Origin of the sequence: Alkalihalobacillus trypoxylicola (assembly GCF_001590785.1) — a bacterium.
Lineage (GTDB): Bacteria > Bacillota > Bacilli > Bacillales > Bacillaceae_D > Alkalihalobacillus > Alkalihalobacillus trypoxylicola.
Window position 1 is genome coordinate 1 of record NZ_LTAO01000013.1, and the last position, 24,106, is coordinate 24,106.

A 24,106-nucleotide genomic window follows, 5' to 3' on the forward strand; every position below is an offset into this window, starting at 1 on the left:
CTTTATCCTACCATGAAGTGAGGTTTTTTTAATACCACGCTAGAAGCTCTTTTGAACCCCCGGCATAGCCAGGGGTTTTCTAAACCACTAAAAAAGGTTTAAAAAGTGTCCACTTTTTAAACCTTACTTTGTCCATTAACTCACTTTATGTTCAATCCTAAGTTTATCTGCAACCATGGCAATAAACTCTGAATTGGTTGGCTTTGCTTTAGTATGACTAACGGTATATCCAAATAAACTAGAGATAGAATCAATATTTCCTCTACTCCAAGCTACCTCTATCGCATGTCGAATTGCTCTTTCTACTCGACTAGCTGTTGTATTGAATTTTTTGGCAATATCAGGATAAAGAACCTTGGTAATAGAGCCCAATAATTCGATATCATTATAGACCATTGTAATCGCTTCCCTTAAATACATATATCCTTTTATATGAGCTGGTACTCCAATCTCATGAATAATACTTGTTATACTGGCATCTAAATTAAAGCTATGTCTATTATCGTTTCTTTGTGAGGAATGAGAAGATGTCAATGTAGATGTAGAATTCGAATTAGACTTTTGAATAAATGACTGTTTGGTGCTTCCGATTTCTCTAATATTTGATACTAGAACCTCTATATCAAAAGGCTTTAAAACATAATAGGAAGCTCCTAAATCGACAGCCTTTTTGGTTACGTCCTCTTGTCCAAATGCGGTTAGCATAATTATATTAGGCTTTCGTACTAAATTCATTTGATGTAATCGTTCTAATACAGCAAGCCCATCAAGATGAGGCATGATAATATCTAATATTAAGACATCGGGTTGCTTACTTTCAATTAAATTTAAACAATCTTGTCCATTATAAGCCACCCCAATTACTTCCATATCCTCTTGAGCCGATATGTATTCATTGAGTAAATTTACTAACTCTCGATTATCATCTGAAATAGCTACTTTTATCTTTTGCACGAAATGTCCTCCTCATTAAACTGTTAATTTGTCTCTAAACGAATTCGACAAGTATTCTTCAATTCCTTTATATTTATTAGAAAATTATTAATTTTATCATTTTTTCTCACGAATACTCTCTAATCCTATGTTTTTCGAGCTATTTCGATTTCAATCGTGTTAAGATGCGTTTTTGTCGAATTATATTTTTGTTATCTACATTTTACCATATTGAATTAGGTTGAGATACGGTAACATTAAAAAAAGCCAAACGAGATTAACTCGCTTTGGCTCCTGAGTACGGAGTAAAAATTCCCGCCTCTTCTAACATCCAACTTATATGACACCCATATCCAGAAGTTGGGTCATTGACGAATACATGAGTTACTGCACCAATTAATTTACCGTCCTGAATGATAGGACTGCCGCTCATCCCCTGAACAATTCCACCTGTTGCCTCTAAAAGCCTCGGATCCGTCACGCGTATGACCATCCCTTTTGTGGCAGCATGCTTCTGCGGAACAGAACTTACGACTTCTATGTCAAATTCTTCAATATCTTCCCCATTAACAACTGTTAAAATTTTCGCTGGTCCTTCCTTTACTTCATGGGCCATCGTTATCGGCATTTTTTGATCATAATGATTATTCCTTAATTCTACTTTATTTAAAGTACCAAATATTCCGTATGCACTATTTTTTTCGATATTCCCTATAATATCTCTTGGCTTTTTAAAACTTGCGAGCTTTTCTCCTGGGTCTCCATTACTCCCTTTTTCAATGGAGGTTACAGAAGAACGAATGATTTGACCATCATGAACAATAATTGGCTTTTGGGTATCAACGTCAGATATGACATGACCTAGAGCTCCATATTTTTGACTAACTGGATCATGAAAGGTTAATGTTCCAACACCAGCAGCTGAATCCCGTATATAAAGACCTAATCGATAAGAATGTTCATTTTTGGCTTTTAAAGGTACTAATTGTTTATTATAAGTCTCATGATTTCGCTTAATTTCAACACTCAACGGCTGGTTTCCCTCACCAGCTTTTTGTACAATATTAGCTACTTCTGTAATATGTTGAATAGGTTCATTATTGATTTTAACGATCATATCGCCAACTTCAATTCCTGCTTTTTCACCAGGAGACTCATTGCCAATGGTTGTTGAGATTAAATGATGCCCAACAACTAATACACCCTCTGTATTTAATTTAACACCTATTGATTGACCACCAGGTATAACTTCCATTCTGGGAAGTACATTAACATTAACATGTTTTACAGGAAAACCATTCTTAGTTACAGTCATTTCCTGCTCACCCATTTCTTCGGCCGTAATAAAGGTTGTTTCTGCTTTTTTGTCTTGTAATGTAGAATAAGAAATACTATTATGGTTTACCTTTAAATCTTGATTTTGAGTTGTTTGAAATAGTTCCGTTTTTATCCCTTCAAAAACCGTTATTTCGTTTGGAATCGATAAGATATCCTTCACGGTTCCAGAAAAAGTTAGGCTAACTAGGAACATCAAAAGGACAACCCCCACCATTTTCCTCAATTTTTCGCCTCTCACACACTTCACTCTCCTAGCTCCTTAGCCCACACCTCCATGATGGCTGTATTACTAATGTTGCCTTGTCAGCGAACATTTATAACTAGAATCGACAGAAAAAAGCTAACCTAATTTGGTTAGCTTTTCAAATAAAATTTTTATGTTTTTTTGCAAGTTGCCTTAATTCTTGGGCATGCTTTTTCGTAAGCTCCGTTACTTCTACGCCAGAAATCATTCGGGCAATTTCATTTGTTTTCTCTTCATTTGATAATGTTTTAACCTGTGTTCTTACTCGTGATTCACTTTCATCCTTTGTAATATAAAGATGGGTGTCAGCCATAGCCGCAACTTGTGGTAAATGAGAAATACAAAGTACCTGAGAGCCTATAGAAACTTCATGTATTTTTTCCGCTATTGCTTGTGCAACTCGACCACTTACACCTGTATCCACTTCATCAAAAATGACAGACGTTAATCCTTGATGAGAAGAGAAAATTGTTTTAATCGCTAACATAATCCTTGAAATTTCCCCACCAGAAGCAACTTTAACGAGTTGCTTTAATGGTTCTCCCGTATTCGTAGAGATAAAAAATTCAATCGTATCTTTTCCATTTCTATGATAGCGCTGATGTTCCTGAAGTCCTACTCGGTCTTCAATTCGGATCTCAAATTGGGCTTTTTCCATATGGAGTAATTTTAATTGATCATGAATGAAAGAAATCAATTGCTTTGCTGCCTGCTTTCTTATATCAGTAATGGCTTTTGCTTCAACTTTTAAGTCCAACCACACAGCATCTAATTGATTTTTGAAGGTTTCTACTTGATCATCCTTGTGTAAAAATGTTTCAAGCTCCTCCTCGATTTTTGAAGCATATTCCAAAATTTCCTCTACCGTAGTTCCATATTTCCTTTTTAATTGCTGTATTTCATTTAGTCGCGATTCGATATGGCTTAATCGTTCCGGATCAAAATCGACTCGTTCTACACGGTCTCTTAATGAAAAGGTTGCTTCCTCTAATAAATAAAAGCTATTCGTAATTTGCTCATGGATATTTTTTAGGTCTTTATCAATGGTTGCAGCTTCCTCTAATTCAGAGACTGCATTTGAAAGGAAATCAAGTCCTTTCGCTTCACCATATAAATTTTGATAGCTATTTTGTAACAAGTTAAACAACTTTTCACTATTTGTTAAGAGATACCTTTCTTCTTCTAAAAGCTCGTCTTCTTTAGGCGTTAATTTAGCATTTTCAATTTCTTGTAATTGATATTGATACAAGTCTATTTTTTGAGCCATTTCTTGCTCATTCTCCGTCAGCTGCTTTATTCTTTTTCTTAAAACCGCTGCTTGCTCATATAACCCTTCATATTCACTTTTGGTTTTTGAAAGCTGCTTTTGTGCATATTGGTCCACCATTAATAAATGCTCTTCTGTTTGCATAAGGGCCTGATGTTCATGCTGACCAAAAATATCGACTAATGTTTGTCCTATTTCCCTTAAAATTCCTAAAGTAACAAGCTTTCCATTAATGCGGCATATACTTTTACCGTTTTGAGTTAAATCTCTTCTAAGTACCAGCATTTCCTCTTCCACTTCAATACCTAGCTCTAATGCCTTATGTAACACTTGATGATTTTTTTCTACAATAAACAAACCTTCAATTTCTGCTCTTTTCTCACCATAACGAACAAAATCAGCTGAACCTCTGCCACCTAATAATAATCCAATTGCATCGATTATGATCGATTTACCAGCTCCTGTTTCTCCAGTTAAGACCGTCAAGCCTTTTTCAAAAGATATCGTTAGTTCATCTATAATGGCAAAATTCTTTATCGTCAATTCTTCAAGCATGATTAATCACCTCAAAGCATATCTAAAAATCGTTTAGAAATTTCTGGACCATCTTCTTTATCTTTACAAATAATTAAAAGTGTATCATCCCCACAAATTGTACCCAATACTTCATTCCAATCTAAATTATCAATTAACGCACCCACTGCATTCGCATTACCGGGTAAAGTTTTCATAACAATTAAATTATCGGTTAAATCAACAGAAACAAAACTGTCCACTAATGCTCTTTTTAGTTTCTGAAGCGGATTAAATCGCTGGTCTGCCGGAAGGCTATATTTGTAGCGTCCATCGATCATAGGCACCTTTACTAAGTGCAATTCTTTTATATCACGAGAGACCGTAGCTTGCGTAACATTATAGCCCTCCGATTTTAGCCTTTCAACTAAATCATCCTGTGTCTCTATTTCATTATTTGTAATGAGATCTCTTATTTTTATATGACGTTGTCCCTTATTCAAAACAGTCACCTAATTTCTTTCTAAATAGTATTAATAGTATTATCTCTTTTTCAGAAGGAAATGACAACCTTTTCAGGTTTTTCGCTAACAAAACATGCATAATTATACATGTTTTATTTTTCATAAAAAAAAAGAGAAGGAATTCCTCTCTTTTATGAATTTCTAAAATTTTGATGAGCTGTTTTAACGACTTCTGAAATTTCTTCATTTGTTATAGAGCTATTTTTTTCATTTTGATCTGAAATCGATAAATAAAGTAAAAATTCGATGTTGCCTTCACCGCCCGTAATCGGTGAAAAACTTAAGCCTTTTATATCATATCCTTGTTGTGTAGCAAATTCGCACATATTAACAATCACTTGTTCGTGAACCTTACTATCTCTCACAATTCCTTTTTTACCAACCTGTTCACGCCCAGCTTCAAATTGGGGTTTGATTAAAGCAATCACTTCACCGTCGTCATCTAATATATTTTTTAAAACCGGTAGGATAAGCTTTAAAGAGATAAAAGAAACATCTATCGTTGAAAAATTCGGTGTTCCTTTTGTTAAATCTTCCTTTTTGACATAACGGAAGTTCGTCCTTTCCATTACAACCACTTGCTCATCCTGCCTTAATTTCCATGCCAGTTGATTATAACCAACATCCAATGCATAAACTAAACGAGCTCCGTTCTGAAGAGAGCAATCTGTAAATCCGCCCGTTGAAGCCCCTATGTCTAGAACGGTTTTATCCGTTAAGTTTAATTCAAATTGCTTAATCGCTTTTTCTAATTTAAGACCTCCGCGACTCACATAAGGTAACACATTCCCTTTGATGGTTAACAGGCTTTCTCGGTCAATTTTAATCCCTGGTTTATCCATTCTTTCTGTTTCCTTATAGACAATACCAGCCATAATTGCCCGTTTTGCTTTTTCTCGTGTATCAAAAAGCCCTTGCTCTACAAGCAAAATATCTACTCTTTCTTTTTTTGTCATTCTATTGTTACGCCCTTTGTTGTTGTTGTCTTGGTATCATCGTTAAAATACGTTCACTCACTTGATTTGCCGTTAGATCTATTTCTTCAAGTAATTGATTGACACTTCCATGCTCTACAAATTTATCAGGGATTCCCATACGTTTTATCGTTAAATCTTGATAGCCTTCTTCATTAAAAAACTCGAGAACCGCACTCCCAAAACCACCTTGTAAAGCAGCTTCTTCCAGTGTTAGCATTGGGATATTTGCTTTCGCAAGCTCGAGAAGAAGTTTTTCATCTAAAGGTTTGGCCGAATTAGCATTGATTAACCCAACATTGATTCCTAGCGTTTTCAAATGCTCAATAGCCTCCTCAGCTACTGGTAGCATCGTTCCAAAACTCAGAATACAGGCATCATTACCTTCAGTTATAACTTCCCATTTACCTATTTCCACTGCTTTTAATTGCTGGTCCATTTTTATCCCGTAACCATTCCCTCTTGGATATCTGACAGCAATGGGACCATCATCATATTGAATAGCTGTGTATATCATATGCTGTAATTCATTTTCATCTTTTGGCATTAAAATCTTCATATTAGGTAAATGTCTAAGGTAAGCTATATCGTATACACCTTGATGCGTTTCTCCATCTGCGCCGACTAGACCTGCTCGGTCAATAGCAAATAGAACATTTAAATTTTGACGACAAATATCATGAACGATTTGATCATAGCCTCTTTGTAAAAAAGTAGAATATACGGCAAAAACCGGCTTTAAACCTTGCGTTGCTAAGCCACCTGCCATCGTTGTAGCATGCTGTTCCGCAATACCAACATCGAACATTCGATTTGGAAATTCCTGCGCAAATACATCTAATTTTGTGCCTCCTGGCATTGCAGCTGTAATCGCAACAACACGCTCATCTTCTCGAGCTATTTTCTTTAACGTTTCCGCAAATACTCCACTATAACTAGGAGGCCCAGGCTTTTTGACCACTTCACCTGATTCCATTTTATAAGGTCCAAGACCATGCCAAGTACCAAGCTCATCTTTTTCTGCTGGCTCGTAACCCTTGCCTTTTTTCGTTAAAACATGAATTAAAACAGGACCAGACGTTTTTTTCGCATATTTCATATTTTCTTGTAAATCATTTAAATCATGTCCATCTACAGGCCCTAAATAAGTAAATCCCATTTCTTCAAAGAAAATTCCTGAAACTAATAAATACTTAAGACTGTCCTTTACTCGTTCCGCAGTTGAAGCTAATTTACCACCAAATGCAGGAATTTTTTTGATGAGCATTTCTAACTCTTCTTTTGCCTTTTTATACTTACCAGCCGTTCTTAAGCGTCCTAAAACATTATGAAGTGCCCCAACATTTGGAGCTATCGACATTTCATTATCATTTAAGATGACAATTAAGTCTTTTTGTTCATGCCCTATATGATTGAGCGCTTCCAGAGCCATTCCACCCGTTAAAGCACCATCACCAATAATAGCAATGACACTATTATCTTCCCCTTTAATATCTCGCGCAGTCGCCATCCCCATAGCTGCTGATAAAGACGTTGAGCTATGACCTGTTTCCCAAACATCATGCTCACTTTCATTTCTTTTCGGAAAACCACAAAGCCCTTTATATTGTCTTAACTTATCAAATTGGTCTGCTCTTCCTGTAAGGATTTTATGGACATAAGCTTGGTGACCAACATCCCATATAAATTTATCCTTTGGGCTGTCAAATAGTTGATGAAGAACTAATGTTAATTCTACAACGCCTAAATTTGGACCAAGGTGTCCTCCGGTGACAGAAAGCTTTTCAATGAGAAAATGTCTAATATCTTTTGCAAGTTCTTCTAATTCTTGTTTATTCAAATCTTTTATCATTTTAGGATCTTTCAGATCAATTAGATTCATGTAACAAACACTCACTTTCGAGTCAGTTTATCTTTCTTTATGTCAAGTCAAGCTGTAACGTCATAATTTCTTACATTGTATCAAAAATACAAGAAAGATCACTACTATTATTATTTTTAGATAATAACAGGAAATCTCAATATCCATTCTAGAAATTAGATTTCTATGTAGATTAGTACTTATAGAAAGTAAACGCTCTCCAAAAGTCTACAAAGATTTAATGTATTATACCATGGGGCTAATCTTACCTCAAACAATAACCACCTATCTCTAGTGATAAAAATGTAAGAAGACTAGATAAGTCTAACATCAAAGGTGATTGTTTTTAGTTATACGAAGTCAGATTAAAAGGGCTTCTTTAAAAAGAGCCCTTGTTAATGATTCCGATTTTTCACATAATCTGTAATAGCCTTTAATAATTGGCTATTCATGTCCACCTTATTTAAATGTGCTAAAGCCAATTCTGTATGCTCTTCTAATTTTTCTCTCGTGTTTTCAATTCCAAGTAAGCTTGGGTATGTACTTTTATTATTTTCTTCATCACTACCTACAGGTTTACCGATTAACTCAATATCACCTTCGATATCTAATAAGTCATCCTTTATTTGAAATACTAATCCTAGCTCCTGGGCAAATTCTTTTAAATGAAAAATCTCTTCCTCTGATGCTCCCGCTATAATCCCACCTGCAACTACTGCATAGGTTAATAAATCACCTGTTTTATGTTGATGAATATACGTTAATTCTTCTAAAGATAATTTCTTATTTTCACCTTCCATATCGGCAACTTGTCCACCAATCATTCCTTCGGGACCTGATGCAATAGCTAGTTCTTTAATTAATCGAACGATTTGCACAGGTGATAAAGTCGCGTTAGCTATTCTTTCAAAACTATGGGTAAGCAGAGCGTCACCAGCTAAAATTGCTGTCGCCTCGCCAAATACCTTATGATTGGTAGGCTTGCCTCTTCTTAGATCATCATCGTCCATGGCTGGTAAATCATCATGTATAAGTGAGTAAGTATGGATCATTTCAATGGCTGAGGCAATATCATACCCAAGCTCTAATGGTTGATTAAAACCACGTAATGTAGCTAATAATAGCATAGGTCGAATTCTTTTCCCCCCAGCTTCTAGAGAGTATATCATGCTATCCTTTAATGATGCTGGAAAGTTCAAATCATTTATCGATTGAACTAACTGCTCCTCCATTATCGGTTTAATCTCATCTAAAAATTGCTCCATCTCCTTGTTCACTCTGTTTCCTCCATCAATTGGACTTCTTCAATCTCCCCATCTGGATGGAGAATTTTATCCATTTTTTTCTCAACCTGTTCTAATTTCAAGTGGCAGTTTTTCGATAATTCCATTCCCTTTTGAAACATAGCAATAGCTTCATCAAGAGGAACATCGCCTTGCTCTAACCTCTCAACCACTTCCTCTAATTGACTCATCGCATCTTCAAACGATAATTCTTCCTTTAATTTTTCAACCATAGCAAACCCCTCCTATTTCTTTACAACTTCCACCACATCACATTTTAATTGTCCATCTGTAACGTGTATTTGTATAGAATCACCACTTTGGACCTGTGATGTTTTTTTAATCAACGACTTCTGCTCATCATAGACAAGACTATAACCCCGTTCCATCACCTTCAAAGGGCTTACCAAGTTTAACTGAGTGAGTAGTGATTGAAATTGGCTTCTTTTCCAAGTAAACGTCTCATTAATTTTTGATAATAAACGTTCTTCTTGTCTAATAAGGTCTTTTTTCAGTTCATCAATTTTATCTTTCGGGTGATTTCTGATTAATAATTGATAAAGCTGCGTTATTTTATTATTTTTATCGTTCAATTGTTGCGACATCGCACGATTTAAGCGTTCTAACAATGTATCTAGCTCTTGTTCTTTTTGTTGAATGAGTTGGGCTGGATATTTAAAAGCATACGAGCGTTCAATTCTTTCTAAAGCTCGTTTTTGACTAAATAGTTGTTCGTTGACTTTTCTCATCATACGATTTTGTAATTGCTCTATTCTATGTAGGAGCTCTTTTTTATCAGGCACAGCCAACTCTGCTGCTCCAGTAGGAGTAGGTGCTCTTAAATCAGCCACTAAATCACTAATTGTAAAATCAGTTTCATGCCCGACAGCTGATATAATTGGTGTATTTGATTCAAAAATAGCTCTTGCCACTACTTCTTCATTAAAAGCCCACAATTCTTCGATGGAGCCTCCGCCACGCCCAAGTAAAATCAAATCAAAATGGCCGAGAATATTTACTTGCTCGATAGCTCGAAGAATAGATGCTGGTGCATGCTCCCCTTGTACTAACACTGGGAATAACGCTAATTCTACAATAGGATATCGTCTTTTTAAGGTAGAAATCATATCCTTTACAGCAGCACCTGTTGGTGAAGTAATAATGGCAACCTTATTAGGAAAGGTTGGTAAAGCCTTCTTATACGCATGGTCAAAGAGACCTTCTTGCTGCAGTTTGGTTTTCAGTTGCTCATAAGCTAAATACAAACTTCCGATACCATCTGGCTGCATCTCTTTTACATACATTTGATAAGAGCCATATGGCTCATACACCGTTAACTCACCCCGAACGATGATGCTCATCCCATTTTCAGGTTTGAATGTGAGAAAACGATTATGTCCAGCAAACATAACTGCCTGTAGCCTTGAATTTTGATCTTTTATGGTAAAATACATATGGCCACGACTATGGCGTTTAAAATTTGAAATTTCACCTTTTATCCAAACACTTTGTAGAATATGATCATTCTCCATTATTTCTTTAATATAACGAGTAATTTCAGTAACTGTTTGAATGTTTGAATGAGACATTTTATTGTACCTCTTTTTTTATTGATTCATTTTCTCAATGGACTTAGACAATAATCCATTAATAAATTTCCCCGATTCATCACCGCCAAATGCCTTTGCTAACTCAATTGCCTCATTAAAAGTTACGTTTACAGGAATATCCTCTATATAAAGCATCTCATATAATGCCATTCTCGTAATCGCGCGATCAACATGACCCATTCGTTCGATTTTCCAGCCGGTTAAATTTTCTGTTATTAACTGATCAATTTGTTCTTTATTTTTTAATGTTCCATAAATAAGCTCGTTAAGAAAATCACTTGCTACCTCTCCATCATCTAATACACTTTCTAAAGCACTCTCAGGTTCTGTATGCGCCAGATCCATTTGATAGAGAGCCTGTGCAGCTCTTAGTCTTGCTACTCTTCGATTCATTATTATTACTCCTTTGAACTAATTCATTTTCTGATCATACCATACTATGTTTCACATTTAAAAGGTTAGGAAATGTACTACCCTATTATTTTATACAAGTCTTATGATACTTCATACTTTTTTTCACGATGTCCACATAGGAAAACAGCCAAGATCTATAAATCTTGACTGCTTATAATTAGACAAGCATTAGAAACTATGCTTCTTCTATTGATTCAGCTTGTTCAAATTGAATTCCAACTACATGTACATTAATTTCCTTTAATTCAATAGCTGTCATGGTTTGAAGTGCTTGTTGGATATTTGATTGAATAAGTTTGGCTACCTCTGGAACCGAAACACCATAAGTAATCACAACTGAAACATCTACCTTAATTCCGTCTTCATTTAATTGAACACGAACTCCCTTACCATGGTTTTTGCGACCAAGCTTTTCAGCTACACCTGACGCAAAATTTCCACGCATTGTAGCAACACCTTCCACTTCTGCTGCCGCAATACCTGCAATTACCTCAATTACCTCTGGAGAAATTTCAACCTTACCAAGTTCATTCTTTTGTTCATCTAATTCTAGCATGTGATTTTCCATTTAAAATACCTCCATTCTTATTTTAATGGTCGTTCATAATTTGATTTTCTTCTAAGAATTTCGTATTGAAATCACCTGAAATAAAGGTTTCATTATTTAATAAGCGAAGATGGAATGGGATCGTCGTATCTACACCCTCTATTTCGAATTCAGAAAGAGCACGCTTCATTTTCGCAATCGCTTCTTCTCTAGTTGCTCCATGTGTAATGACCTTAGCTACCATAGAATCATAAAACGGAGAAATGGTATAGCCTGAATAAACAGCTGAATCCACTCGAACTCCTAAACCACCTGACGAATAGTAATTTTGTACTTTTCCTGGTGATGGCATAAAGTTTTTCGCGGCATTTTCAGCATTAATTCGACACTCTATTGACCATCCATTAAATGTAACATCCTCTTGGCTAAATGATAATTTATGCCCATTTGCAACATTAATTTGTTCTTTAATTAAGTCAATACCCGTTACCATCTCTGTTACAGGATGCTCTACTTGAATACGAGTATTCATTTCCATGAAATAAAATTCACCTGTACGATGGTCATAAATAAACTCGATCGTTCCAGCACCTGTATAATCGACAGCTTCTGCTGCTTTTATCGCTGCCGCACCCATCTCTTGTCTTTTTTCTGGTGTAATAGCAGGTGATGGAGTTTCTTCGATTAACTTTTGCAAACGACGTTGTATACTACAATCTCGTTCACCTAAGTGAACCGTGTTACCGAAATCATCGGCGATAATTTGAATTTCTACATGGCGAAAATCCTCAATATATTTTTCCATGTAGACACCAGGATTACCAAAGTTTGCTTGAGCTTCTTTTTGCGTAATCGAAATACCTTTTTCTAACTCCTCAGGGGTACGAGCTACTCGAATTCCTTTCCCTCCGCCCCCAGCTGTTGCTTTTATAATAACAGGATAACCGATTTTATCTGCAACCTTCAATCCTTCTGCAATATCTGCAACAATTCCATCTGAGCCAGGTACAATCGGAACGCCTGCCTCTGCCATCGTTTCTCTTGCTACATCTTTAGCACCCATTCGGCTTATTGCCTGTGGACTTGGTCCTACAAATTTAATATTACATGCTCCACAGATCTCTGCGAAATCAGCATTCTCCGATAGGAATCCATATCCTGGATGAATCGCGTCTGATTCTGTTAATGTAGCTACACTCATTATATTAGTAAAGTTTAAATAGCTTTGAGTAGCAGGGGTTGGTCCAATACAATAAGCCTCATCCGCTAACTTTACATGTAGAGCTTCTTTATCAGCCTCTGAATAGACAGCTACCGTTTCAATATTAAGTTCTTGACAAGCACGAATAATTCGAACAGCAATTTCCCCTCTGTTGGCAACTAATAATTTTTTTATCATCTTAATACCCTCTCCTACTATTATCTTCGTTCTACAACGAATAGAGGTTGTCCATACTCAACAAGCTCTCCATTTTCAGCCAATATTTCTACAATTTTACCATTGACCTCTGCTTCAATTTCATTCATAAGCTTCATTGCTTCAACAATACAAACTACTGAATTCTCAGATACTTGCTGACCAATTTCAACATATTGAGAAGCATCAGGAGAAGGTGATGTATAGAAAGTTCCTACCATTGGTGATTCAATCGTGTGTAATTGAGTATTTTCTTCCTTTGCTTCAACTTTTGGCTGATTGTCATTCACTTGAACTTCAGGCTTTGCTTGGACTTGCTCTTGAGATACATTTCTTACCTGTTCAACTGGAATAGTCGGCACTTGAATAGTCGTTTCATTCGTTGTTTTTTTCAAATGAAGTTTCATATCTTCTTGTTCATAAGTAAACTCCGCTAAATTTGAATCATTTACTGTACTAATTAATTCTTTAATTTCTTTTACAGTTAACATTTATGTACGCTCCTTTAAATTCCGTATCTTCTTTATAATGAATGATTGATTTAAAATGACATAAAGATATTATACCATAAGACTAATATCGTCGTATTTTATTGCTCAATCATATAAAAAGAATGTTCTATTTGTATTCGTTTTTTTCAGCAAAAAAACCTCCATTTTTATAACAATGGAGAAGATTTTTTTACTTTTTGATTCTATCTTCCAATTATTCCTCAGTATCTTGTAAGGTAGAATCCGCTTCCGCTTTTAATAAAGCCTCTTTTTTGTATTGGCGAAAAACCGGAAACTCAGATAAATTATCAGGAATCTTTCCATCCTCTAATAATATAATTTTTACAATGTCTTTATTTCGTGCCATATGATAACGCTCTTCGTATGTATTTTCTTGTGTATAGCGCTTTAAGTTTTGATAGTCTTCTTCTTGGATTGACACAACATATGAATCACCATCGTTACTATCGAATGTTTGCTCAAACCCAATTTCAAATTCCACGATTTGAATATGGTCATTTTTTAAATTTCTTGTTTGCTCTAGAACCGCTTTTGCGCCTTCTGTTAAATCCGTCCATTCCATCATAATCGCTCCTTCTTACTACTTAAAGTACATTTTCGTATTATACCACGTCCTAATATTCAATGCACACTACTTTTTGATAAGTAAGTTAAAATGCTAGCTAGTAACTGATTTAAAGGGGTTTTTCTATTTTATTTAAAAGTTTTTTGCCTCTTCAGGGTTGTAAATATTTTATAGCATTTGTCTACTTTCATAATAGAGCTGGGATCATACCTATGAATAAAAAATTCAAGAGATTTAGATACTTTGCATATTACAAATTCGACAGGGCTGAGACATATTACATGCTAGGCTTTTCACTCACACAATACACTCTGTGTCCGGTGGGGTACTGCCGAACTAACTTTTTAGTGGATTTCGGCATGGCCACTTCCTTCAACTGAAGTCTTCGTGCCCTGTGTCCGCAAACTTTCTTAGAGAACCTACAAACTCAATAGGACCTCCTTCTTTGGATAAGAAGAAAGGTCCTATTTGTATTTGTGTATGCATCCATTACACAGCAGTCCATATTTCGCTACATGAACGATTTAACATTTTACTGTTTGTGATTTATTGGAACCCTACCGCCACTTGTTTTTCAGTTCCAAGCTTTTCAGTCGCTAATTGAATAATTTCTACGGTTTGCTCTCTAGAAAGCTCCTCAGCATTTACATAAATTCTCACTTCATTATCGACAGACATAACTAGAACATCCTCATATCCACCCTCTGCCATTATAAACTTTTCTAATTCTGTTTCTTGTTGAGCCATTTCTCTAATTTCTTTATTTTTATCTAATGCTTCTACAACCTGTGTTGGTGAAGATTCAGGAGAAGCTGCAACCGTATTGTTCTCCTCTTCTTGTCGATCGCGGTTTTCCTGTTCATTCATTCGAATCGATGCAAACACTTCACTCGTTGATTGTCCTATTTCTTCTACTTGCCCGACTTCTTCTAGTTCTTCTAATTCTTCTTTAATATTGACGACCATATCCTGTTGGTCATTACTTTCCTCACCATCTAAAGGTGCTTCTTCAGAACCTTCTTCTTCCTTACTTCCTTCTTCACTTCCCTCTTCAGGCTCTTCTTCAGCTCCTTCTTTACCCTCATCTTCCCCTTCTTCTACAGCCTGATTATTAGTTTCGTCATTGTCCAAAAAGGCTAATTGCTCTGTTCCATTTTGTGGTAGGAAAAAATAAGCGGATAACACGACGATCAGACTTAGCATTGTTAATAACCATACGGTTTGTTTTTTTAGAATCATTACTATTCCTCCTTAGATTTTTTAGGCATTACAGACACTCTATGTGATGGAACATCAAGTACTCGACTAACGGCTTCTACAACATAGCTTTTCACTAGTGCGTTCTCCACACCATTTGCTACGACAAGAACTCCTCGAATGCTCGGTTTCTCTGTTTTTATTAGAACAGGCTCTTCTACATCACCGTTTCGAATTAAGACTAGCTGTTCATCTTTTGATATATCCTCAACTTTCCTTGTTCCCCCTTCTCTATCTGTTTCATCTGTAAATTGTTGCTTTGTACTCACATTTTTTTCATATATGTTTTTTTCTGTTTCTGCTAAATTGATGACCACACTTGCATCATTGACTCCAACAATTTCATTTAAAGCTTCGGTCACCTGATTCTCATATCGAATTTCATAATCTTCCATGGAGTTTGGCTCTATTGTTTTACTACCAAACGTTTCCTCCGCCTCATCACCAGTCTTTTCCTCATACTCATTGTAGACGGATTGAGATGGAGGTGTCCCACTATCTTCTGCTGTAAACATATCTGATACAACCATTAGTAGCAGACCGCCACAACCTACAAGTAGCATGTAATGGATAGGTAAGATTTTTTTCTTCGTTTTATCCTTTGAAGCACTGCCTTGAAATAGCTTTTTTAACCATTGATTGTCCTTTTTTTCTTTATCCCCCACTCTACGTCTTCCCTCCCTTCTTCACGACTGAAAGTACATCCTCAGGAATTTGCCAAGCTTCGGATAAATACGCTTTTATTCTAGTAGTTTTAGAATCAGAAAAATCTTGTTCCTCATTAGGTAAAGGCTGTTCACTCGTATTAATCTCAATTTGACTCACGACTTCTATTTCACCTACTGATTGACTCTCTTCCAAGTTCGATTCTAATAGTTCAATTTCGATAAAAGCGATATCCTCCTTGGTCCATTCTTTTGTAAAAGGGTCCTCTTGAAGCTCCTCATGAAACTTGACATCTTTCACCTTTAACTCTACGGAATAGGTTTGCTGCATTGTTTCTTTCACTTGTTCTTCTAAAAGGACAGCCGTCTGTTCTGAAATATATGCAAGTTGTCCTAACTCTATTTCTTTTTTTTGCAAATTTATTGATTCTTTCATAGAAATTTCTTCTTCTATTGATTGATTTGATATTGTAAATAGCCATTTATCAAAATCATTTGTGAAAATAGATAGCAATGGCTGTAACAAAATAATAAGTAATAAAAGACCAATAACCATTTTGGCATATTTTTGTAAGGAATTATTAGGTAACAGCATGTCTAAAACAGTTGCAAACAAAATGAATATAATAATATTCGTTAACCAATCAGTTAAAAGACTCACGTCGAATCACCTTTCTTCCTAACGAACCATAAAGGATACATTACTTGCTGAAATCATAATGGTTACCGCCAAAAAAAACATTAAGCAAACGATTGCTAAAGCAGCAAAAACATAAATAATGGCTTTACCAATTATTGCTAAGCATTCAATAATCGGTCCACCACCTAATGGTTGTAAAATAGCTGAGGTAAAATTAAAAATAAAGGCTAGTCCTAACACTTTCAAAGCAGGGAATGCACATAGTATCAATAAAATTGCTAGACCGGCAACTCCGACTGTATTCTTTAAAAGTAAGGAAGCACTTAAAACGGTATCAGCAGCATCTGTAAACATTCTTCCTACCACTGGAACAAAATTACCGGCAATAAATTTTGCTGTTCTAACGGTAATACCATCTGTAATAGCTGAGGAAGCTCCTTGAACAGATATAACACCTAGAAATACCGTTAAAAAAACACCTAATACTCCAATGGCAATGGTTCTTAGAAATTGGGCTAGCTTCGTTACCTTATACTGCTCTGTCAGCGTACTTACGATATATAAAATGGTTGATAAAAATAAGAGCGGAAACACAACAAACTGAATCAATAATCCACTCGTATGGACTAAAAAAACGATTAAAGGATGAAAAAGAGCAGCTGAGGTGACGTTTCCTATCGATGCCATCAATGCAAGTAATAAAGGAAGCATCGCTACCATAAAACTAGTCATACTTTGTACAGCTTCTTCTGCATAAGTAATAGCTAACCGAAATCCATTTAAGGCAATAATCATCAAAACTAAATACGTAATAGAGTAAGCCACTTTACTAATCGTATGCTTTTCAAATGCGTTTTGGAGAGACTGTAAAATTAAGCAAAAAATAGTAAGTAATATTAAACTACCAAGTAGCTTTCCACTAACTAAAATTTCATGAAAAAAATAACGAACAAGACTTAAACCCCATTCTTTTAAAGAAAATTCCTTCTCTCCTTTTAAAAAATCCATTAAAGAACCTTTTTGACTCTCAGGTAAATAGCCTCCATATTCGTTCGATATCTGATTCCAAAATTCTTGTATTTCATCGATTTTTAGTCTTTCAAGTTGCTGATCTATGAATCCTTTTTCATCAAAGCTCTCCGTTTCTTGCTCTATTGATTCACCTTCTGCAAAAACAATAGGTGTCTCTATCATTTGTAGGACAAACAAGGTAAGTATGAGGAACAGACTACAACGCACCTTCAACTTCTCCCCTCCTTTCCATCGCTCATTTTAGGTTGGTAAAAACGAAAGCACCATTTCAATAACTGCTGTCAAAATCGGTATTGCCATGACCAAAATTAATATCTTTCCAGCAAGCTCAATTTTTGAAGCGATTGCAGCTTGTCCTGCATCATTAGCTATTTGAGCTCCAAATTCAGCGATATAGGCTACTCCAATAATTTTTAGAATGGTTTGTAAATAAATCATGTTCATATTAGCCTGCTCAGCAACATTTTGAAGCATATAAATAACCTTCACTATTTCATCGATTAAAAATAAAAAAATAAAAACGCCAACAAATACGGTTAGCAAAAAGGCAAATTGCGGCTTTTGCTCCTTCACTACAAGGGCTAGAAAAGTAGCGATTAATCCTAGCCCGACAATTTGAATAATATCAATCGCTCTCTCCCCCTAACCTTGAAAAAGAAATACTCCTCTAATTTTCTGAAATAAATCATCTACAATAGAAGCAACCATATATAGGACAACGACAAAGCCGATTAACGTGACCCAATGAGCCCAATCTTCCTTACCCATTTGTTTTAATACCGTATGAATCATCGCAACTACAATACCTATGCCAGCAATTTGGAATATGGTGTTTACGTCATACACCAGCAACCTCTCCTTTATAAAAAGCAGTCTCTCTCTTCTAAAATGACTAGATTAGGATGACAACCATTAATAATCCACTTAAAAAGCCTAAGCTTTTGAACATTTTTTCATATTTCCTTTGCTTATCTCTCGCTTCAAGCTCTTCTCTTTCTAGATGCATTAACGTTAATTTCATTTGTTTTGTTTGTTGTTCATGGTCTTGCTGACCTAATGTGCTACCAAACTGTCTCATTATTTCTTTTTCAGTTTCTAATAGAGCGGTTTCACCCCATGTTTCTTCTAAACTTCTCTCCCATGCCTTGTATGCCGTATCTTGTTTGTCATAAAGTTGAGAGGAAAAAGCTTCAAAAAAATGGGATAAAGGTTTAGGAATTTGCTTTGCGATTTTCTGACTTGCTTCAGCAAGTGGGGTTAATCCAAATAACATTTCTGCCTCAAAGGATTGCATTGCCGACATTAATAATCTTAATTGTTTAGGTCTTTCACTCAATTTCCTTGCATACTCAAAACCAATGAGTGTAGCCGTTATTAATATACAAATAGCCCCCAGAAGCTTCATTCATATCTCCCTCCCAAATGTAGGTTGATATCGGTATACTTTTTTTATGAGACCAGGCTGATTACTTTTTGATAGTTCAATAAAACGTTCAAAAACTCCTAATTCAATCAAGCCTTTTAAAGCAGGTCTTCTCTTTACATCCTCCAAAGAATGTCCATGTGCTGTTGTCATAACCTTCACACCAGAATGCATAGCCTCTTCAATAGCAATCCGGTCTTCCTCTTTCCCTATTTCATCTACAATTAAGACATCAGGGCTCATCGTCCTTATTAACATCATCATGCCTTCTACCTTAGGACAACCATCTAATACATCTACTCGATGACCAAGCTGGTGCTGTGGAACTCCCTTTACAGATGCAGCAATTTCAGAACGTTCATCCACAATACCGACTTTCAAAGGAGGAATTTTCTTTAAGGGAATTCCTTCACTGAGTACTCTTGCTAAATCTCGTAATAGAGTGGTTTTTCCTGTTTGGGGAGCTCCAATAATTAGCGTGTTTTTCCACTCCTTATCGTAAAGTTGTGAAACTAGCCTCTCCGCCACACCAATAGTCTGTCTAGCAATTCTAATGTTAAAAGAGCTGATCTCTTTTAAAGACTTAACTTGTCCGTTCTCTAAAATAACCTTCCCACTTAGCCCTACACGATGTCCTCCTCTTATGGTGATATAGCCTCTTTTTAATTCTTCTTCAAAAGCGTAAAAGGAGTAGTGACTTAACTGATTCAAGACGTACTGTCCATCTTCTGGGGTTACCATATAAAGTTGCTGATTTTTTTCTGGATAAAAAGGAGTTCCTCGTGCAATGACTTCAAGTGGTCTTGAAATTCTTATTCTAATTTCTTCAACTTGCAATCTTAGCTCTTCAGGAAGCTTCTCCAAAATTTCAGATATTGGTTTAGGTAAGACCGCATAAATTTCGTTATTCATTTAATCGCCTCCTATTTTCGAATTCCTACCAAAATAAATAGGACACCGATTCCGATAAAAATAAACTTAGAAGGAGAAAGCTTGTCAGAAATACTAACTAGTCCTATTAAAATGGAAGCAATAAATATGGTTGGACCAATAATAGCTAATATGGCATTAACGCCCATTGCCTTTTCTACACTGTTCAGCTTAAGCATGACCATTGCAGCACTAATTTCTATAAAGCCTGATAAAAGTCGAAGTAAAACCATTATGATTAATGCTAATTCAATTGAAAAAAACCATGATTTCATTACTGTCACCTTCGTATTTCCCAAGAATGTTATAAATAAGACAAACTTGCTTTATACCACGTTATGAAGAAGAGGACGAGTTCAGAACAAATTTTCATAGATTTCATGAGGAATTTAAAACCTGGTACTCCTAATGATAGTAGCTCTAATTCTGGGAGATTTCCCTAAAATCAATAATGAGAGAATTTTTCATTGAAAGGAGTAAAAAAGGGAGCGTATCTCAAGAAGGAAGGAAAGGAAAGGAAAGGGAAGGAAAAAAATAAAGTAGTTTCATCCGTACAGAGTCATTTCTTATCAGAAAAAAACTGACCCCTGAACGATCCTTTTCAAATCGTTTGGGGCCAGTTTTTTTATAGTTATTCATTATGCACGTGACACATAATTAGAGTTTCGTGTATCGATAATTAAAACATCACCTTGATTAATGAAAAATGGAACTTGAACAATTAATCCTGTTTGAAGTGTAGCAGGTTTCGTTCCACCAGATGCTGTATCACCCTTAATACCAGGCTCCGTTTCGATTACTTCTAATTCAACAGTATTGGGTACATCAACACCTAATGTTTCGCCTTGGTAGCTCATGATTTGTACTTCCATGTTTTCTTTTAAGAATTGGAGTTCATGCTCTATCTGAGCTGTTTGTAATTCTAATTGCTCATAAGATTCATTGTCCATAAACGTATGAGTATCAGCGCTTGCATATAGGTATTGCATTCTACGGTTATCAATATGTGCTTTTGAAACTTTCTCTCCGGCACGGAAAGTCTTTTCTTGTACTGAGCCGTTACGTAGGTTACGAAGCTTAGAGCGTACAAAAGCCGCTCCTTTTCCTGGCTTTACATGTTGGAATTCCATTACTTGCCAAATGCCATTATCTACTTCAATCGTCAATCCTGTTTTAAAATCATTTACTGAAATCATTTTATTATCCTCCATCTTTCCAACTGACATTGATAAAACAAAGTCATTTTTTACTATATCATAGCTTCTTTGAACTTTCCTCTATTTTCTAATGCAGATCAGACCTAGAAAATAAAATCCACTTTTTAAAAGCTCTGTACATTTTTCAAGATAAAAATTCTACAAGATAATAAGCTCTTTATTAGAGAAGTTAAAAGATTCATTTCCCTCTTCCGTAATAAGAATATCATCTTCTATTCTGGTTCCCCCAATCGATGGGATATAAATACCCGGCTCAACCGTTACAACCATACCTGGCTTCAATACAATATCAGATTTTACCGATAAACCTGGACCTTCATGGACTTCCATTCCTAATCCATGTCCAGTCGAGTGTCCAAAGTACTCACCAAATCCTTTTTCGGTGATGTAATCTCTTGTTATTGCGTCCGCTTCTTTTCCGGTTAACCCAGCAACAATATTTTTAACTCCTAATTGCTGAGCTTGATAGACCGTTTCATAAATTTCCTTTAATTGTTCACTTACTTCACCAACAGCTACTGTTCGAGTAATATCAGAGCAATACCCTTTATAGTAAGCACCAAAATCTAAGGTTACAAGCTCTCCTGTTTGAATTTCCTTATCCGATGCAACTCCATGAGGAAGAGCTGAACGATGGCCTGATGCTACAATAATATCAAACGAGGAACTGATTGCCCCTTGCTTTCTCATAAAGAATTCTAATTCATTGGAAACATCAATTTCTTTAACACCTGGTTTTATGTATGTAAGAATATGCTCAAATGCGGCATCCGCTATCTTTCCTGCTTGCTTCATCAATTCTACTTCAGCCGGCTCTTTATACATTCTAAGCGCTTCAATCATTCCAGTGACTGGAATTAAAGTGCTGTTTTCAATTTGCTTTTGAAAAGATTCAAACATTGTATAAACAACATGGTCTTTTTCAAAACCTACTTTTGCAAGTCCCAACTGTTTAATCTGAGTAGCTAATTCTTCTATAATTGGACCTTTATGTTGAATAATATCAAAATCTGCTGCTTGTTCTTTAGCTTGTTCTACGTATCTAAAATCAGTAATAAATAAAGCACTTTCTTGTGTAATCAAGACCATTCCTGCCGAACCTGTAAACCCCGAAATGTAGCGACGGTTAATCGAGCTTGAGATAATTAGGCCATCTAATTGTTTCTCAGCTAGTTTTTCTCTTAATTTGTTTATTCTATTCATTCATACCCTCTCCTTCAACTAGATTAAGTAAGGCGTAATGATAGCCTTTAAAACCTAATCCTACTATTTGTCCTTTTGTTAATGGTGCGGTTACCGATTTATGCCTAAAATCTTCCCTGGCATGGATGTTTGAAATATGAACTTCAATTACAGGGTAAGTAATAGATGCAATCGCATCTCTAACCGCATAGCTATAGTGCGTAAAAGCACCTGGATTAATGATTAGTCCATCAATCTGGTCTGCAAATTCATGAATCCAATCAATGATTTCACCTTCATGATTCGATTGTTTGAACATCACCTTACACGAAAGCTTGTCTGCAAGCTGAGATAATTGACTCTCTAAATCTGCTAAAGTTTGGTGACCATATACATTAGGTTCCCTAAGTCCTAAGCGGTTTAAATTTGGACCATTTAGAACAAGAATTGTTTTCAATTTCTCACCGCCTTTTTGCTATGTACAATCTTCTCTATTGTATCATAAAAAAAGGCTTAAATTATAGATTTCACCTTAATTACCGCTACTCTAATAGTTCTTCTATTGGATCGTCATTTGAATTCTCATGGTTTTTATGAAAATCTTGCTCAGCATATTCGTAAGAAATGGAATAACCTATAAACAATCCATATAGTGCAAATAGACATAATGAGGTTACAATCGTATTTGAATCTAAATGAGGGACCGTTTTGAGACCTGGAAAAAATGGATTCAAAATATAAAAAATAAGCACCCACAAAAACAAACCAAAGCCAACTCCTACCCACATAGATTTGACTTTTTGGAGGGTTAGCATATATACAAAAGCAATCGCGATTGATACAATAGAAATAACTAAAATTCCTACTAACTGTCCTATGTTAGTATCTTTCCAATCTCCTAAAATCCATGGCATTAAAACAAAAGCTGGTCCAATTCTAATAAAATGAAAGAAAAAAGTAAAATAACCAATAGAGGACCAAATCAGTCCTCCGAAAAAGCCAATTAAAAAGACTTTCATTTTATAAGTCATTTGCTGTTCACGTTCTTGTTGTTCTAATTTTTGTTGTTTCATATACTCTCACCTCGAGAATAGTATGTCCCGATTTGATTTTGTTCCATGCAAAAAAGATCGTTTTTTAAGAAGGATTAAAGGAATTGAACTTACCTTTCTAGAATATTGATTAGTATGAACTGAATTTTATTTTAAAAAACTTTACTATATCACCAGTTATTATAAAGAATATAATCGTTTATAATGTACATTTAATGGGTAATCTGAAGGTAGACATACATCTAATCAAAAACGGTCAATCATTTTAATGGAGGTGCATAAGTCATGAGCCAAGCTATGAAGTATTTAATTCCGGTTATTATCATACTTGCCATTATCGGCTTAAGTTATCAACTCATTTTTAATACTTGGTCCTTCATTCAATCTATTTTATTGATCGTTATTATTGCAGCGGTCATTTTCTTTCTTTATCGTTTGTATGTTTCAAAACAATACGGAGTACCTATTATTCCCAAGAGTCAAGGCCCAACAAGAAAGCAATTAAAAAAGGCAAAGCGTACTAGTACCGTTAAACCTTCTCAACCTCCACGCCGTTTTGTGAGTAAGGGAACAAATACGGTCAAAAAAGGACCCGTACCTTTAAGAAAAAGTACAACGCCTACTAAAAAAAGAGAACATAATTTTACTGTAATCGAAGGAAATAAAAATAAACATAAAAGAAAAAATCGAGCCTAGTAACAGGCTC

28 protein-coding genes are annotated in these 24,106 nt (G+C 35.6%); 1 reads left to right on the forward strand and 27 read right to left on the reverse strand.

Annotated features, from left to right (window positions below; translation table 11 throughout):
- Window positions 1-135 precede the first annotated feature (135 nt).
- The 27 genes from spo0A to AZF04_RS10960 form a co-directional block, all read right to left on the reverse strand.
- Window positions 136-954 (reverse strand): sporulation transcription factor Spo0A, encoded by an 819-nt coding sequence (gene spo0A / locus AZF04_RS10830; protein ID WP_061948734.1) that lies wholly within the window; start codon window positions 952-954, stop codon window positions 136-138.
- A gap of 256 nt (window positions 955-1,210) precedes the next feature.
- Window positions 1,211-2,509: a SpoIVB peptidase gene (gene spoIVB, locus AZF04_RS10835; RefSeq protein WP_061948735.1), complete on the reverse strand. Its 1,299-nt coding sequence runs from the start codon at window positions 2,507-2,509 to the stop codon at window positions 1,211-1,213.
- 124 nt (window positions 2,510-2,633) lie between these two features.
- Window positions 2,634-4,337 carry a DNA repair protein RecN gene (gene recN / locus AZF04_RS10840; RefSeq protein WP_061948736.1) on the reverse strand — a complete coding sequence of 568 codons (1,704 nt, stop codon included), beginning with the start codon at window positions 4,335-4,337 and terminating at the stop codon, window positions 2,634-2,636.
- 11 nt (window positions 4,338-4,348) lie between these two features.
- On the reverse strand, window positions 4,349-4,798 hold the full coding sequence (gene ahrC, locus AZF04_RS10845; protein WP_061948737.1) for a transcriptional regulator AhrC/ArgR: 450 nt from the start codon (window positions 4,796-4,798) through the stop codon (window positions 4,349-4,351).
- 152 nt (window positions 4,799-4,950) lie between these two features.
- Window positions 4,951-5,775 (reverse strand): TlyA family RNA methyltransferase, encoded by an 825-nt coding sequence (locus AZF04_RS10850; protein WP_061948738.1) that lies wholly within the window; start codon window positions 5,773-5,775, stop codon window positions 4,951-4,953.
- Window positions 5,776-5,782: 7 nt separating this feature from the next.
- Window positions 5,783-7,675, reverse strand: a complete 1,893-nt coding sequence (gene dxs / locus AZF04_RS10855) for a 1-deoxy-D-xylulose-5-phosphate synthase (RefSeq protein ID WP_061948739.1) — start codon at window positions 7,673-7,675, stop codon at window positions 5,783-5,785.
- Between the two features lie 374 nt (window positions 7,676-8,049).
- Window positions 8,050-8,931: a polyprenyl synthetase family protein gene (locus AZF04_RS10860; protein ID WP_082795324.1), complete on the reverse strand. Its 882-nt coding sequence runs from the start codon at window positions 8,929-8,931 to the stop codon at window positions 8,050-8,052.
- Entirely contained in the window at window positions 8,928-9,170 is a 243-nt protein-coding gene (gene xseB, locus AZF04_RS10865) for an exodeoxyribonuclease VII small subunit (protein WP_061948740.1), read from the reverse strand. The genes AZF04_RS10860 and xseB overlap by 4 nt, the downstream gene beginning before the upstream one ends.
- Window positions 9,171-9,182: 12 nt before the next feature.
- On the reverse strand, window positions 9,183-10,526 hold the full coding sequence (xseA, locus tag AZF04_RS10870; RefSeq protein WP_061948741.1) for an exodeoxyribonuclease VII large subunit: 1,344 nt from the start codon (window positions 10,524-10,526) through the stop codon (window positions 9,183-9,185).
- 18 nt (window positions 10,527-10,544) lie between these two features.
- On the reverse strand, window positions 10,545-10,940 hold the full coding sequence (nusB, locus tag AZF04_RS10875) for a transcription antitermination factor NusB (protein WP_061948742.1): 396 nt from the start codon (window positions 10,938-10,940) through the stop codon (window positions 10,545-10,547).
- A 196-nt stretch (window positions 10,941-11,136) separates the two neighbouring features.
- On the reverse strand, window positions 11,137-11,529 hold the full coding sequence (locus tag AZF04_RS10880; RefSeq protein WP_061948743.1) for an Asp23/Gls24 family envelope stress response protein: 393 nt from the start codon (window positions 11,527-11,529) through the stop codon (window positions 11,137-11,139).
- A gap of 22 nt (window positions 11,530-11,551) precedes the next feature.
- Window positions 11,552-12,907 carry an acetyl-CoA carboxylase biotin carboxylase subunit gene (gene accC, locus AZF04_RS10885; protein WP_045479787.1) on the reverse strand — a complete coding sequence of 452 codons (1,356 nt, stop codon included), beginning with the start codon at window positions 12,905-12,907 and terminating at the stop codon, window positions 11,552-11,554.
- A 20-nt stretch (window positions 12,908-12,927) separates the two neighbouring features.
- Window positions 12,928-13,416 carry an acetyl-CoA carboxylase biotin carboxyl carrier protein gene (accB, locus tag AZF04_RS10890; RefSeq protein ID WP_061948744.1) on the reverse strand — a complete coding sequence of 163 codons (489 nt, stop codon included), beginning with the start codon at window positions 13,414-13,416 and terminating at the stop codon, window positions 12,928-12,930.
- Between the two features lie 214 nt (window positions 13,417-13,630).
- Entirely contained in the window at window positions 13,631-13,999 is a 369-nt protein-coding gene (locus AZF04_RS10895) for a hypothetical protein (RefSeq protein WP_045479782.1), read from the reverse strand.
- Between the two features lie 549 nt (window positions 14,000-14,548).
- Window positions 14,549-15,241 (reverse strand): SpoIIIAH-like family protein, encoded by a 693-nt coding sequence (locus AZF04_RS10900; protein ID WP_061948745.1) that lies wholly within the window; start codon window positions 15,239-15,241, stop codon window positions 14,549-14,551.
- A 2-nt stretch (window positions 15,242-15,243) separates the two neighbouring features.
- Window positions 15,244-15,924, reverse strand: coding sequence for a stage III sporulation protein AG (spoIIIAG, locus tag AZF04_RS10905; protein WP_061948746.1), 681 nt, complete (start codon window positions 15,922-15,924; stop codon window positions 15,244-15,246).
- A 1-nt stretch (window position 15,925) separates the two neighbouring features.
- On the reverse strand, window positions 15,926-16,585 hold the full coding sequence (spoIIIAF, locus tag AZF04_RS10910; RefSeq protein ID WP_061948747.1) for a stage III sporulation protein AF: 660 nt from the start codon (window positions 16,583-16,585) through the stop codon (window positions 15,926-15,928).
- A gap of 18 nt (window positions 16,586-16,603) precedes the next feature.
- Window positions 16,604-17,809 (reverse strand): stage III sporulation protein AE, encoded by a 1,206-nt coding sequence (spoIIIAE, locus tag AZF04_RS10915; RefSeq protein ID WP_052340024.1) that lies wholly within the window; start codon window positions 17,807-17,809, stop codon window positions 16,604-16,606.
- Between the two features lie 27 nt (window positions 17,810-17,836).
- Complete coding sequence (gene spoIIIAD / locus AZF04_RS10920; RefSeq protein ID WP_061948748.1) at window positions 17,837-18,226, reverse strand: stage III sporulation protein AD; 390 nt, start codon at window positions 18,224-18,226, stop codon at window positions 17,837-17,839.
- Window positions 18,227-18,238: 12 nt separating this feature from the next.
- The gene (spoIIIAC, locus tag AZF04_RS10925; RefSeq protein ID WP_081766555.1) at window positions 18,239-18,445 is read right to left on the reverse strand and encodes a stage III sporulation protein AC; all 207 of its coding nucleotides are present in this window, start codon (window positions 18,443-18,445) and stop codon (window positions 18,239-18,241) included.
- A 43-nt stretch (window positions 18,446-18,488) separates the two neighbouring features.
- Window positions 18,489-19,001, reverse strand: a complete 513-nt coding sequence (gene spoIIIAB / locus AZF04_RS10930) for a stage III sporulation protein SpoIIIAB (protein ID WP_061948749.1) — start codon at window positions 18,999-19,001, stop codon at window positions 18,489-18,491.
- A complete protein-coding gene (gene spoIIIAA, locus AZF04_RS10935) occupies window positions 19,002-19,931 on the reverse strand; it encodes a stage III sporulation protein AA (protein ID WP_061948750.1) in 930 nt (309 codons plus the stop codon).
- 11 nt (window positions 19,932-19,942) lie between these two features.
- Window positions 19,943-20,224 (reverse strand): YqhV family protein, encoded by a 282-nt coding sequence (locus AZF04_RS10940; RefSeq protein ID WP_045479760.1) that lies wholly within the window; start codon window positions 20,222-20,224, stop codon window positions 19,943-19,945.
- 363 nt (window positions 20,225-20,587) lie between these two features.
- A complete protein-coding gene (efp, locus tag AZF04_RS10945) occupies window positions 20,588-21,145 on the reverse strand; it encodes an elongation factor P (RefSeq protein WP_061948751.1) in 558 nt (185 codons plus the stop codon).
- 159 nt (window positions 21,146-21,304) lie between these two features.
- On the reverse strand, window positions 21,305-22,369 hold the full coding sequence (locus AZF04_RS10950; protein ID WP_061948752.1) for a M24 family metallopeptidase: 1,065 nt from the start codon (window positions 22,367-22,369) through the stop codon (window positions 21,305-21,307).
- Entirely contained in the window at window positions 22,362-22,805 is a 444-nt protein-coding gene (aroQ, locus tag AZF04_RS10955; protein ID WP_045479751.1) for a type II 3-dehydroquinate dehydratase, read from the reverse strand. The genes AZF04_RS10950 and aroQ overlap by 8 nt, the downstream gene beginning before the upstream one ends.
- An 85-nt stretch (window positions 22,806-22,890) precedes the next feature.
- Window positions 22,891-23,421 carry a YqhR family membrane protein gene (locus AZF04_RS10960; protein ID WP_061948753.1) on the reverse strand — a complete coding sequence of 177 codons (531 nt, stop codon included), beginning with the start codon at window positions 23,419-23,421 and terminating at the stop codon, window positions 22,891-22,893.
- Between the two features lie 264 nt (window positions 23,422-23,685).
- Here AZF04_RS10960 and AZF04_RS10965 point away from each other — a divergent pair, with 264 nt between their 5' ends.
- On the forward strand, window positions 23,686-24,096 hold the full coding sequence (locus AZF04_RS10965) for an SA1362 family protein (RefSeq protein ID WP_061948754.1): 411 nt from the start codon (window positions 23,686-23,688) through the stop codon (window positions 24,094-24,096).
- Window positions 24,097-24,106: the final 10 nt, after the last annotated feature.